Here is a 12918-nt window from a genome sequence, read left to right as displayed (position 1 = left end):
CCAGCGCCATGATCGAGCTCCGCGACAAGACCATCCTCATCGACGGCCGGCCCCGCCTCGTGCTGAGCGGCGAGGTGCATTACTTCCGCCTCCGGCGCGAAGACTGGCAGGACCGGCTGGCCAAGCTCAAGGCCGCCGGCTGCAACACCGTGGCCTCCTACATCCCCTGGCTCTGCCATGAAACCGTCGAAGGCCGGATCAACCTCGACGGCCACAGCCGTCCAGAGCTTGATCTCGGCGCCTTCATCGACCTGTGCCGAGCCAACGGCCTCTGGTTCATCGCCCGTCCCGGGCCGTTCGTGATGGCCGAGATGAAGAACGAAGGCCTGCCCTACTGGGTTTATGAAAAGCACCCGGAGATCGTACCGGTGGGCTGGGACGGCAAGCCGGCGACCACCCACACCGTCGACTACCTGGCGCCCGGCTTCCTGGACGCGGCCCGGCGCTGGTACGACGCGGTGATGGCGGTGATCGCGCCGCGCCTGCAGCCTGGCGGCGGCAATGTGATCGCGCTGCAGCTCGACAACGAGATCGGCATGCTGTCCTGGGTCAGCAACTGCCCGGACCTCACCGAAAACGTGCTGGCGGATTTCGCGGTCTGGCTGAAAGCCCATCACGGCCCTGAAGCCTTGCGCCGGCGCTATCCGTTCGACCCGGATGCGCCGGAGGCGCGCCGCGACGGCATCCGCTCGCCCGCCGAGAGCTATGCCCCGGCCCTCATGCGCGACCTCGGCCATTACATGCGCGACCGTTTCGCCCGCTACGTCGCGACCCTGCGCACCTGGGCGGAAGACGCCGGCATCCGCGGCATCCCGTTCGTGGTCAACATCCACGGCACCGGCGGCGGCCGCGGCTTCGGCTTCCCGATCGGCATCAGCCAGCTCTACCCGTCCTACACCCAGGACGCCGGCTACCTGTCGGGCTCGGACATCTATTTCGGCAACCTGACGTTCGACAACTTCCAGGACCTGTATCTCTGCAACGCCTTCATGGACGCCGTGCACCGGCCCGAGCAGCCGCTGGCCTCGATGGAGTTCGAATGCGGCGACGGCAACTACGGCAACACCTACGGGAACCGGCTGGACCCATCCGCCGCCGACTTCAAGGCACGCATGTGCCTGGCCCAGGGCGCACGGCTCATCAACTACTACGTCTTCACCGGCGGCTGCAACTACAAGCTCGACCCGCCGCCGCAGGACGGCGACGATCGCATCGCCTTCACCGGCGAACGCCATGGCTTCGCCGCGCCGGTCGATCCCGAAGGGCGGTTGAATTACAGCTATCCGCGCCTGGCGAACCTGACCCGCACCGTGGCCGCGGTCGCCGACAAGCTGGCCACAATGAAGGAGGAGCGCGACAAGCTGGCCTTCGGCTTCATCCCCGATTACTTCATGACCGAATACCGCCATCCCGCCAGCGCCGCGATGGCCGAGATCGTCCGCAACCTGGAAGCGAACCGCGGGCCCGGCGCCTGGGAAACCATGGCGCGGGCGATGCTGCTCGGCGGCTACCGCTTCGGCGCGGTCGACATCCAGAACCGGCCGCTCGACGTGGAGACCACGCCGGTGCTGGCGCTCGGCTCGGCCCGCTACATGGACGCATCCATCCAGCGCAAGCTGGCCGATTGGCTTTCCATCGGCGGGGGGCTGCTGCTGTACGGGGAGGTCCCGCAATACGGGATGGAAGGCGAGCCCTGCACGGTGCTGGCCGAGGCGCTGGGCGCCGAAATTTCGGGTGTTCGCCAGGCCGGCGAGCGCTATTTCCTCTCGCTCGCCGCGGACGGCTGGGCCGCGCCGCGGCCGGAAGTGCGCACCCATTTCGCCCAGACTTTTGCCGCGCCCTCCGCTAGAGCGCTGCTGCGGGTCTGCGACACCGGCGAGATCTGCGGCTTCGAAACGGCGGTCGGAAAAGGCCGCGCCATCGTCATTGCCACCGCCTACCCTTGCGACATCGCCCTGTTCCGCATGGCCCTGGAACGGCTGGGCGCAGTCGCCGCCCTGCGCCACGATTGCAGGGACCACGGCATCTTCATGACTTCGACCGCCAACGCCGCGGGCGAGCGCTTCATCCACCTGCTGAACCTGGACGGATTCGACAAGCGCTTCCGCCTTTATGAGCACGGCCAGCCGCTGTTCGGCGGACGCGAAATCGAGCTGCAGGCCCGCGACGGCGTGATGCTGCCGCTGGCCATGCGCTTCGGTGAAGTGAAAATCGAATATGCCACCGCGGAAATCGCCGCCGTGACACCGGACTGCATCGAATTCCGCCCGACCCAGCGGCTGGATGTGATCGCCGTCGAGACGGCACGGGAGATACAGCTCTCCTCGCATTACGAGCTGCAGCAGGACAGCCCGACGACTTATGTGGTATCGCTGCGCCCGGCCCAGCTTCACGACCGGATCACCCTGCGCCACGAAAGCGCCAGCGACGGCTGAAACGTGCCCGTTATTGCGGCGGCTCGGCTTCCGCCTTGCGCAGCGCCTTCGTCTTTGCTTTGCGCAAAGACTCCAGCCAGGCCGCCAGCCGGGCTGTCAAAGCGGGATCCGCACCGGCCTGAGCGTTGGTGAGCTGTTCCGGATCGGTCTTCAGGTCGTAGAGTTCGCGCTCCCCGGTTGCGTACTCCACGTAGGTCAGGCCCTCCGCCGTGCGCAGCCCCTCGAAGTTGGGTGCCACTTCCCCGGGCGTCGCCTGTGCGTGAATTTCTTGAGGGTCCGGCGGCTCAAGCACCTTCCGGGTAACCACGTCGGTCACATCCTCCTGCTTGCGCTGGAGCAGGAAGACCCGGCGCCAGCGCTTGGGGGGCGTACCGTTCAGGAACGGCATCAGCGAGCGCCCGTCGACGTAAGGCGGCGCGGGCTGGCGGGCAATCGCGGCGAAGGTCGGCGCAAAATCCACGTTGCCGGTCATCGCCTTGACCGTCCGCGCCGCCGGAACCCCAGGTCCCCGCACGACCAGCGGCACATGGATGTCCTCTTCGAATGCGGTGTTCTTGCCCATCGGCAACCGGTGCTGGCCCATGTGAAAACCGTTGTCGGAGGTAAAGAAGATATAGGTGTTTTCCAGCCTCCCCTGCGCCTGCAGGGTATCGACCAGACTCTTCACCATGTCCTCTACCGCCTGCATGGACCGCAAGCGCCTGCGGTATGCCGCATCCATGTCGGCGATCTGCTCCGCGGTGAGCTTGGGTCTGCTCTTGACCCAGTCTGGCTTGTCGCTCACGTCCTTTTCGTTGAAGGACGCGGTGCGGGGTATCCGAGCGTCGGGGAAGGAGTCTTCGTACCGGACCGGCGGGGTAGCCGGCCCGTGCGGAATATAGGGAGCGAGATAGATGAAGAATGGCTGGCGCGGAAAATACTTGACCGTGTCCTTGATGAACGCGTTCACCTTGGCCGAAAGGACGTCAACCAGATAATCCTGAGTTGTGTTTCCGTATTTTCGGCTCTTGCCATTCTCGTTCAGCGAGTAGTCATACTCCCGGTAAGGATCGCCACCGTTGGGGCTGAGCCAATACGACCAGCCCGGTGGAACATAGCCGGGCGCGCCGACCGCCGGATAACCGTTGAGGTATTTTCCGAACAACGCCGTACGGTACCCGGCCGCCTGCAGCCAGGTAGCGATGGTCGCGCCTTCCAAGCCTCTGGCATAGACTTTGTCGAACCCGCCCAACGGACGTTTGTTGCCGTAGATCTTGGTGTTGTGGGCGTATTGCCCCCGCAAAGTCGTCACCCGGGAAGGACAGCAGAGGGACATGTTGACGAAATGATTGAGAAATACGGTTCCCTGCTTAGCCAGGAGAGAGTCGATGACGCCCTGCTCGTGGAACGCCTGCATGTCGAGATCGTCGGTCAGGATGAAGACGATGCTCGGAAGCCTGGGTTGGGGGCGCGCTTTGGCTTCGGTCGCGGAAACGCCTGCCAAGAGGCAGGACAAGAAAATGAAGCCCACGCGGATGAATAAAGATTGGCTCATGGAGGTCGTTCCGAATTTGCGAGACGGAGTCCTGTAGCACAGCCGGAGACGAAACCGCGGGTGTTACAGTTCTTGCAAGAATACGTCCGCGCAATGCGCAAGTGCAAGACCGCCCCTCTATATATCAGGTGGCGCCGATTCAGAGACAGCCTAGCTTCCGGAAGGAAGGCTCGGAATGGCGTAAGGGAGCTGGGCGGGAGCAGCCCGGATTGGCCGCGGACGCAAGAGTATACCCAGCGGCGGAGCGGCAATGAATGTCGCCGGATCGATACGATGGTCACGACTCGCCGCGCGGGCAAGCCAATCGGAGCTTAGAACAGGGCACGAGCGCCCGATCCGTGGCACAGGGGAATCGCGACGTCGCGCCTACGCGACACTCTTACGGAAACGCTGGAGTGCGAAACCGCGGCATCGCGCCAAGCCTTGCCCGTACTTACACGCTTCAGGAGGGAAAACTCCGGGAAGGCTTCCGTTCTCGGTAACCGTGGCACGAAATATGGGTGGGGAAAAGAATCCTTTGACTCTCGGATGTACCACCATGAAAAAGGCAGTTGTCTCGACGGCCGCTCTTCTGGCTTCCCTCATCGGAAACCATGGCGCTTTGGCAGGGGGACACCACCATGGTCATGGCCACGAGCACCATCACGGCCATCACCATGGCCACGGCCATGCCTATGGTCTCCACCGGCACCATCATCATTACGCCGGGGATGAAGCGCCGGTAATCCATGTCCCGCTGATTCCTGCCCCGACAATTGCACTGCCGGCGCCGCCTTCCCTGCCTCGCCTCTCACTCCCCGTGCCGCCCCCCTTGCCGGGTCTTCCGCATCCTTGAATGGCGGGGCGAAGCGGATCAGCGTGAAATCGGCGCCAGATAGCCCAGGAACTGTTCGGTGCAGCGGTCCCAGGTGAAGGCCTGCGCGAACTTCCGGCAGTCTTCGCCCCGCAGTTCCAGCGCCCGCAATGCGGCGGCACGCAGATCGTGGTCGAGACACCCCACGGACGAATCGGTGATGACATCCTGTGGCCCCGGCACCGGATAGGCGGCGACCGGGACACCTGCAGCCAGGGCTTCCAGCATGACCAACCCGAAGGTATCGGTCCGGCTGGGGAATACGAAAACGTCCGCCGCCGAGATCGTCTCGGCCAGATCCAGACCGCAGCGATAACCGAGGAAGCGCACGTCCGGATAGCGCTTCTGGAGTTCGGTCCTGGACGGTCCGTCGCCCACCACATACTTCACGCCGGGAAGATCGAGCCTTAGGAAGTCGTCCAGGCCCTTCTCCACAGCGAGGCGTCCCACATACATGAACACGGGACGGATGTCGTCGATCCGCCCCTTGCCGCGCGGCGCGAAAAGCGTCGTATCGACGCCCCGAGACCACAGCACCAGATTGCGGAAGCCCTTGCCGCTAAGATCGCTGACCTGAGTCGGCGTCGGGGCCATCACCCGCACGCTGGGACGGTGGAACCAACGCAACGCCGCATACCCCAAACCCAAGGGAAGCTTGGTCCGCAGATTTACGTATTCGGCGAAACGCGTGTGAAACGAAGTCGTGAACGGCAGCCGCCGCCGCAGACAGTAGCGGCGCGCCGCCATTCCCAGCGGACCTTCGGTCGCGATGTGGATGGCATCCGGTGCGAATGCATCGAGCTGCGCCGGCAGCATGGAGCCGCAACCCAGCGCGAGCCGAATTTCCGGGTACCCTGGGCACGGCCAGTTCCGATAGCGATCCGGGGTAAACGTCTCGACCTGGCAACCCCGCTGCCGGGCCCCCTCGCAGATCCGGCTCAGCGTCGTGACGACGCCGTTAACCTGCGGTCGCCAGGCGTCGCTTATCAGTGCCAGTTTCACTCTTGATATCCTCGAGCAGGAAGGCGCTTTCCTCGACCCAGCGCACAACCTTCAGCTCGCCGGCTCCCGTTTCCACCAGCGCCGTGCAGCTTTCCACCCAGTCGCCGCAATTGGCATAGATGAGGCCGTCGATCTCGCGCAGTGCCGCATGGTGAATATGCCCGCACACCACGCCATCCAGCCCCCGGCTCGCCGCTTCATGCATCAGCACTTCCTCGAAGCGGTAGATGACGTTGACGGCATTCTTGACCTTGTGCTTGATGAAAGCGGAAAGCGACCAATACGGAAAACCGAGCCGGCGGCGTCCCCAATTGAACCAGCGGTTGCATGCCAGCAGCACTTCGTAGGCCTCGCTGCCGAGCACGGCCAGCCATTTGGTGCTGCAGACTACACCATCGAACTCGTCACCGTGCAACACCAGCAGGCGGCGTCCGTCTTTCGTTTCATGGACGGCGCGATCGACGACCTCTACGCCCCCGAACAGGCTGCCCGTGTAATCGCGCAGCATTTCATCGTGGTTACCGGGCACGTATACGACCCTGACGCCGCGCTTGGCCCGATCCATGACCGTACGCAGAATTTCGGAGTGCATCGGCGGCCAGTGCCATCCCGACTTCAGTTTCCACAGGTCGAGGATGTCGCCGACCAAATAGAGCGTATCGCACCGGACATTCTTGAGAAAATCCACCAGATACTCGGCCTTGCAACCGCGGGTACCCAGGTGCACATCGGAAATCCATACCGTTCTATAATCCAGACTCATTAAGGCCACCTCATTCAGCCGGATCGATAAACGGTCACAAGTTAACCACTGCGTATTACAAAGCCGTCATGATTTGATGACAGTTTCAGGATTCAGAATTTTGGATACCCATGGAGAATGGCCATTCACCGAGCAGAAATAAAATCGTCATTACTCTGTCATGTCTAGCCGCTAGCCTTTTTTCTGAGCTAAGTTGTCTCAACCTCTTGAGACCAAGTCTTGTGCAAACCCGTCCCCGGACGGGTTCTTTTTTGCCCATCCATTTGAAGCGCCCGTGACAGGCTTGTTATGATCCCAGCCTGATCGCGGGTTTCCGGCGCAGCACACCATGCAGTTCAAGGACTACTACCAGATCATGGGCATCTCCCGGGATGCTTCGCAGGAGGAAATCAAGCGCAACTACCGCAAACTCGCCCGCAAATTCCACCCCGACGTCAGCAAGGAACCCGATGCCGAGGAACGCTTCAAGGAAATCAACGAGGCCTACGAAGTCCTGCAGGACGAGGAGCGGCGCGCCGCCTACGACCGGCTGGCGTCGGGCCGCAGCGCCGGCGAACCATTCCAGCCGCCGCCGGACTGGCACTTCGAGTTCCACGGCGACATCCCGGACGAAGCGGCGCATGGCGTCTTCAGCGATTTTTTCGAAACGCTGTTCGGCGATGCGATGCGGGAACGCGGCGGCCAACACCGTTCGGCGCGGAACCGGCCCATGCCTGGGCAGGACCGGCACCTGCGGCTGCAGATCGATCTGGAACTGGCCTACCGCGGCGGCATGCAGGCGGTCACGCTTTCCGCTCCGGAAATCGATGCCCAGGGACGGATCTTACGCAAAGACCGCACCCTGAACATCAAGATTCCCCGCGGAATTCGGGAGGGGCAGCACATTCGCCTGCCCAGGCAGGGATCGCCCGGTCCGCATGGAGGGCCCGCCGGCGACATTTTTCTGGAGATTCGCTTCAAGCCCCATCCCTGGTTCCACGCCGAGGGCCGCGACATCTATCTCGATCTGCCCGTCGCCCCTTGGGAAGCGGCTCTCGGCGCGGTCGTGACGGTCAAGACCCCGGATGATGCACGGCTGGAGCTGCGGATTCCGCCCGGATCGCAGACGGGGCAGAAACTGAGGCTCAAGGGCAAAGGGCTTGCCGGCGACCCACCCGGCGACTTGTACGCGAAGCTGCGAGTGCTCGCCCCGCCCGCCCAAGACGAGCGAGCCAGAGCGTTGTATGAACAGCTGGCGCAGGCCATACCCTTCAACCCGCGAGCATCCATGGGGATCTGACATGCCCGACAATGCCGTTGTCGTCACGCAGGAACTGGTTCTGGACGAACACTTGGAGTTTTCGCTGCTGGAAGTCTGTGACTACTGCCGAATCGACCCAAGCGACATCATCGAGATGATCGAAGAAGGCATCGCCGAACCGGAGGGGTCCTCCTCGGAAGACTGGCGCTTCAGCGCGAGGGCGCTCAGGCGTGTGCAGCTTGCGTTGCGTCTCCAGCGCGATCTCCGGGTCAACACGGCCGGCGCGGCTCTGGCGCTGGAACTGCTCGAGGAACTGGAACAGCTAAGGCGACACGCCCAGGATACCCGGCATTTGGGCTAGCGTACCCCGCAACGCCATTTCCAGCTCAGGGTATCTGAACCGAAAACCGGACTCCAGCAGACGGGCAGGCAAAACCCGCTGGCCACCCAGCAGCAAGCCGCTCATTTCCCTTCCCATCAGCAATCGAAGGAGACCGGCAGGAACGGCCAGGAAAGCGGGACGGCGGAGCAGGCGCGAGAGGATTTCGGTAAATTGCCGGTTGGTCACCGGATTCGGCGCCGTGGCATTGAAAACGCCCGACATGTCTGACGCATCCATCAGCCGCCGAATAACGGCAACATAATCGCGCGAATGGATCCAGGACATCCATTGCTCGCCGCCTCCGATGCGGGCCCCGAGCCCAAGGCGGAACGCAGGAAGCAAGGGTGCAAGAAAACCGCCGGACGCCCCCATGACCAAGCCGGTCCGCACGACACAAACGCGAACGCCGAAATCGGCCGCGCGCAGGGCAGCCGACTCCCAGGCCTCGCAGAGCCGGTGCCCGAAACCGTTGGCGTGGGCCGAGGATTCATCCAGAATGCGATCCCCCTGATCGCCATAGAAACCGACCGCCGAGCCGCTGATCAGCACTTTCGGTTTGACCTCGGCGCGATCGACGTAGTCGACCAGGGATCGGGTCAGCTCGACCCGGCTGTCCCAGAGAAGCTTCTTGCGCGCCTCCGTCCAGCGTGACCCGACGATCGGCTCGCCCGCGAGGTTGATAACCGCGTCGAATGCCAGTGAAGGCGGTAGTTCGGAAAACGAGGTGATTGCGGTGACGCCCAGACCACAGCGGTCTCGAACACGGTCCGGCCGTCTGCTCAGGACAACCAGCCTCGCACCACTGCCGCCAAGATCCTGGCACAATTGGCTGCCAAGAAATCCGGTACCGCCGGTAACAAGAATTCGCATCATCGCCCTCCGTGCCCCGCACCCACGCGGGCCGGACTCGTGCCGGGACAATCGATAGCTTAGCCGGCGCCCCTATCCTGTCCGGACAGAATTTGCCGAAAACGCAAGGCCCGAGCTCATGCGAGTCTCGCCGGCCTATTTGGGGGACTCTAGCTGCGCCCCTTAAGGGGCCGCGCGCTGCGACCGAACCGGCGCACGACGCGAGAATGAAGAGAACGCATGATATGTGCGTGGCAAGAAAGGGGACTACAACAACCTGCACCCCAAGCTTGCCACACCACGGGGAGACCTCTTATTGGTTGCTATCTTCGTCCTTGAAGACCCAACGAACGAAAAAGAACGCAACCGCAACGATGACGATGGTGACAACGATCCCCGTCGGCGATCTCATCTTTTCAACCAGATCAAGTATAGCTCCCATGTATGTACCTACCTTGTAGTGTAATGATTTGAAAGAAATAGATATCAGATTGGGTCTGAACGCTACCGGCTCGTAATGTTACCTTGCCTTCATCTCCTGTCAAGAAAAACGACTCGACCGGGGAAGTGGACTGGCTTATGGACACAAAAAACCCGGGTGTCGACACCCGGGTTTTGAAAGACAGACAGCTCTGTATGAATCCGACCCGTAATTTTATGGGTATTGGAACCGGGCCGGGCTGACGACTTTACAGAGACGGGGAAACGATGCTGCTGGAGACCTTCTGCTTGTCACCGTCCGGCGAGTTGCCGCAGCCGACCACGACCAGGGACATCATGACAACGCTCAGGGCGCACAGTACTTTCTTCATAGATCCTCCTCAATTAACAATAGGTTAGAGTTGTGCTTTTATTGTCGGTGCCGTTAGCACGGTTGATTTTATAAAGCACATTTTCGAAAAACGCAAGCCCCGGCAGCGCGCTTCGAAGACCACTGACGGGACTCTACGGCGCCGCTGCTCCAATTGACTAATGAGGCGCCTTCCCTATAGAATTGCGCGTTTACGCGAATCCCTCTCAGGAGCACCTGAACATGTACGCTGTTATCCAGACTGGCGGCAAGCAATACCGCGTCCAACCCGGCGACAAGGTGAAGGTCGAGTCTCTCGACGCCGAAGCCGGTCAAGAAATCGCTTTCGAAAAAGTCCTGCTGATCCAGTCCGATGACGGGATCAAGGTCGGACAGCCGTTCGTCTCGGGCGGCAAGGTGACCGGCACGGTCGTCGCCAATGGACGCCACCCGAAAATCCGGATCGTCAAGTTCCGCCGCCGCAAGCATCACATGAAGCAGGCCGGCCATCGCCAGAACTACACCGAAGTCCAGATCAACGAGATCTCAGCGTAATCACCCCCATACGGAGAGACACCCATGGCACATAAGAAAGCAGGCGGCAGCTCCCGCAACGGCCGCGACTCCGAATCCAAGCGACTGGGCGTGAAGCGCTTCGGCGGCCAGATCGTCCAGGCCGGCAATATCATCGTCCGCCAGCGCGGCACCCATTTCCACCCCGGCGACAACGTCGGCTGCGGCCGCGACTACACGCTGTTCGCGCTGACCGAAGGCCGTGTGGAATTCAAGGTGAAGGGCCCGGCAGGCCGCAAGTACGTCTCGGTGGTTCCCGCCTGAGCAACACCGGCGCACCACACCGCTTAGGCCCAGCTTGTCTGGGCCTTTTAGTTGATATCCATGAAATTCGTTGACGAAGCCGAAATTCGCGTGGACGCCGGCGACGGCGGAAACGGTTGCATCAGTTTCCGGCGCGAGAAATACATTCCGTTCGGCGGCCCCGACGGCGGCGACGGCGGCGACGGCGGCAGCGTTTACCTGGTCGCTTCGAACAACCTCAACACGCTCGCCGACTTCCGCTTCCACTCCCGCTTCCGCGCCCAGCGCGGCGAGAATGGATCCGGCAACAACTGCACGGGAAGAGGCGGTGAGGACTGCGTCATTCAGGTCCCCGTCGGCACCATCGTTTCGGACGCGGACACCGGCGAGCACCTCGGCGACCTGACCCGGCCCGATCAACGCCTGCTGGTTGCCCAGGGCGGCTTTCACGGCATCGGCAACACCCGCTTCAAAAGCAGCACCAACCGGGCGCCGCGGCGAGCCACGCCAGGGACGCCGGGCGAACACCGCACCCTGCATCTCGAGCTCAAACTCATCGCCGACGTCGGCCTGCTCGGCATGCCCAATGCCGGCAAGTCGAGTCTGATCCGCGCCGTGTCCGCCGCCCGCCCCAAGGTCGCCGACTATCCATTCACGACGCTATACCCCAACCTGGGCGTGGTACGCGTCGGCGATCAACGCAGCTTCGTCATGGCCGACATTCCCGGTCTCATCGAAGGCGCCGCGGAAGGCGCCGGACTCGGCCTACAGTTCCTCAAGCACCTGACCCGCACCCATCTGCTGCTGCACCTGGTCGACGTCGAGCCCTACGAAACAGGCCTCGATCCCGTCACCGCCGCGCGCAAGGTCATCGCCGAGCTGTGCAAATGGGGACACGGACTGGAGGAGAAACCGCGCTGGCTGGTGCTGAACAAGATCGACCGCCTGGCGCCGGAAACCTTGGAAAGCCGCTGCCGGGAAATCATCGACGGCCTGCACTGGACAGATCCTGTTTACCGGATTTCCGCCATAAAGGGCGAGGGCCTCGACCGCCTGACCCACGACATCATGCAATTCCTCGAACGGGAACGGAGTCCGGATGCAGAGCAGGAGTGAGCTCCCCGGTAGCCGGCGCGTCATCGTCAAGATCGGCAGCGCCCTCCTGACCGCCGGCGGCAAAGGCTTAGACCAGCCCGCCATCGGCCAGTGGGTGCAGCAGATCGCCGAGCTGCGCCAGCGGGGGATACAGGTGGTGCTGGTGTCCTCAGGCTCGGTCGCCGAAGGCATGTCGCGGCTGGGCTGGAAAACCCGGCCGCATCGACTGAACGAGCTCCAGGCCGCGGCCTCCGTCGGCCAGATGGGCCTGGTCCAGACCTACGAGAGCCTGTTCAAGCGGCACGGCCTCCAGACCGCGCAGATCCTCCTGACCCATGACGACCTGTCGAACCGGGAGCGCTATCTCAATTCGCGCAGCACCATACTCACGCTGCTCGAGCTCGGGGTCATCCCGGTCATCAACGAAAACGACACCGTCACGACCGAGGAAATCCGCTTCGGCGACAACGATACGCTGGGCGCATTGGTGGCAAACGCGGTTGAGGCCGACCTGCTCGTCATTCTGACCGACCAGACCGGACTGTTCGAGCGCAACCCCTCCCTCGACCCCACCGCCCCGCTGGTCTCACAAGCCGGCATCAACGATCCCCGCCTCAATGACATGGTCGGGGACAGCCTGAGCGGACTGGGCCGGGGAGGCATGATCACCAAGCTGCGCGCCGCCCGCCTGGCCGCCCGTTCGGGAGCGGCCACGGTGATCGCCAGCGGCAGGGAAAGCGGAGCGCTGCCTCGCATCCTCGACGGGGAGAAGCTGGGAACGCTGCTGATCCCGGACGTCTCCCCCCTGATCGCCCGCAAGCGCTGGATGGCCGGGCAGCTCAAATTGAAAGGGAGTTTCGTCGTCGACGAAGGCGCCGAACGAGTGCTACAGGACGCCGGCAAGAGTCTGCTACCGATCGGCGTGACCGCCGTGGACGGCGAGTTCCGGCGCGGCGACCTGGTAGCCTGCCTGAATCAGGCGGGACGGGAAATCGCGCGCGGATTGGCCAATTACAGTTCAGACGAATCCCGCCTCATCATGCGCCAACCGAGCTCGCGCATCGAGGAGATTCTGGGATACGTGGACGAGGCCGAACTCATCCACCGCGACAATCTGGTGCTGAGTTAAGCGGCGAGCCGGACACGAACCCCGCCCGCC

Annotated in this window: 13 protein-coding genes; 7 read left to right on the top strand and 6 right to left on the bottom strand. The window is 62.8% G+C overall.

The window, feature by feature from the left end:
* Positions 1-8 precede the first annotated feature (8 nt).
* Positions 9-2435, top strand: a complete 2427-nt coding sequence (locus tag OOT43_RS17490) for a beta-galactosidase (RefSeq protein ID WP_266021951.1) — start codon at positions 9-11, stop codon at positions 2433-2435.
* 10 nt (positions 2436-2445) lie between these two features.
* Here OOT43_RS17490 and OOT43_RS17485 read toward each other — a convergent pair whose 3' ends face one another.
* From OOT43_RS17485 to OOT43_RS17470, 4 genes are all read right to left on the bottom strand, one after another.
* Positions 2446-3969 carry a sulfatase family protein gene (locus tag OOT43_RS17485; protein WP_266021950.1) on the bottom strand — a complete coding sequence of 508 codons (1524 nt, stop codon included), beginning with the start codon at positions 3967-3969 and terminating at the stop codon, positions 2446-2448.
* Positions 3970-4411: 442 nt separating this feature from the next.
* On the bottom strand, positions 4412-4699 hold the full coding sequence (locus tag OOT43_RS17480; protein WP_266021949.1) for a hypothetical protein: 288 nt from the start codon (positions 4697-4699) through the stop codon (positions 4412-4414).
* 123 nt (positions 4700-4822) lie between these two features.
* Positions 4823-5824 carry a glycosyltransferase family 4 protein gene (locus tag OOT43_RS17475; protein WP_266021948.1) on the bottom strand — a complete coding sequence of 334 codons (1002 nt, stop codon included), beginning with the start codon at positions 5822-5824 and terminating at the stop codon, positions 4823-4825.
* A complete protein-coding gene (locus tag OOT43_RS17470; RefSeq protein ID WP_266021947.1) occupies positions 5781-6587 on the bottom strand; it encodes a UDP-2,3-diacylglucosamine diphosphatase in 807 nt (268 codons plus the stop codon). The genes OOT43_RS17475 and OOT43_RS17470 overlap by 44 nt, the downstream gene beginning before the upstream one ends.
* Positions 6588-6915: 328 nt before the next feature.
* Between OOT43_RS17470 and OOT43_RS17465 the strand changes: the two genes are divergently transcribed.
* The gene (locus OOT43_RS17465; protein WP_266021946.1) at positions 6916-7866 is read left to right on the top strand and encodes a DnaJ C-terminal domain-containing protein; all 951 of its coding nucleotides are present in this window, start codon (positions 6916-6918) and stop codon (positions 7864-7866) included.
* Between the two features lies 1 nt (position 7867).
* Entirely contained in the window at positions 7868-8188 is a 321-nt protein-coding gene (locus OOT43_RS17460; RefSeq protein ID WP_266021945.1) for a chaperone modulator CbpM, read from the top strand.
* Here the strand turns inward: OOT43_RS17460 and OOT43_RS17455 are convergent.
* Positions 8150-9079 (bottom strand): TIGR01777 family oxidoreductase, encoded by a 930-nt coding sequence (locus OOT43_RS17455; RefSeq protein WP_266024949.1) that lies wholly within the window; start codon positions 9077-9079, stop codon positions 8150-8152. The two genes, OOT43_RS17460 and OOT43_RS17455, sit on opposite strands and share 39 nt — an antisense overlap.
* Before the next feature lie 668 nt (positions 9080-9747).
* Complete coding sequence (locus OOT43_RS17450; protein WP_266021944.1) at positions 9748-9870, bottom strand: hypothetical protein; 123 nt, start codon at positions 9868-9870, stop codon at positions 9748-9750.
* Positions 9871-10091: 221 nt separating this feature from the next.
* On the opposite strand from OOT43_RS17450, the gene rplU reads away from it, so the two are divergent.
* Genes rplU through proB form a run of 4 tightly spaced genes read left to right on the top strand, consistent with a single transcriptional unit; the run spans position 10092 to position 12888 of the window.
* Complete coding sequence (gene rplU, locus OOT43_RS17445; RefSeq protein WP_266021943.1) at positions 10092-10403, top strand: 50S ribosomal protein L21; 312 nt, start codon at positions 10092-10094, stop codon at positions 10401-10403.
* Between the two features lie 24 nt (positions 10404-10427).
* Positions 10428-10685: a 50S ribosomal protein L27 gene (gene rpmA / locus OOT43_RS17440; RefSeq protein WP_218807383.1), complete on the top strand. Its 258-nt coding sequence runs from the start codon at positions 10428-10430 to the stop codon at positions 10683-10685.
* A gap of 60 nt (positions 10686-10745) precedes the next feature.
* On the top strand, positions 10746-11780 hold the full coding sequence (gene cgtA, locus OOT43_RS17435) for an Obg family GTPase CgtA (RefSeq protein ID WP_266021941.1): 1035 nt from the start codon (positions 10746-10748) through the stop codon (positions 11778-11780).
* Positions 11764-12888, top strand: a complete 1125-nt coding sequence (gene proB, locus OOT43_RS17430) for a glutamate 5-kinase (RefSeq protein ID WP_266021940.1) — start codon at positions 11764-11766, stop codon at positions 12886-12888. Before cgtA ends, proB begins: the two co-directional genes overlap by 17 nt.
* Positions 12889-12918: the final 30 nt, after the last annotated feature.

Source organism: Methylococcus mesophilus (assembly GCF_026247885.1).
Lineage (GTDB): Bacteria > Pseudomonadota > Gammaproteobacteria > Methylococcales > Methylococcaceae > Methylococcus > Methylococcus mesophilus.
This window is presented reverse-complemented; position numbering and strand designations above follow the sequence as displayed.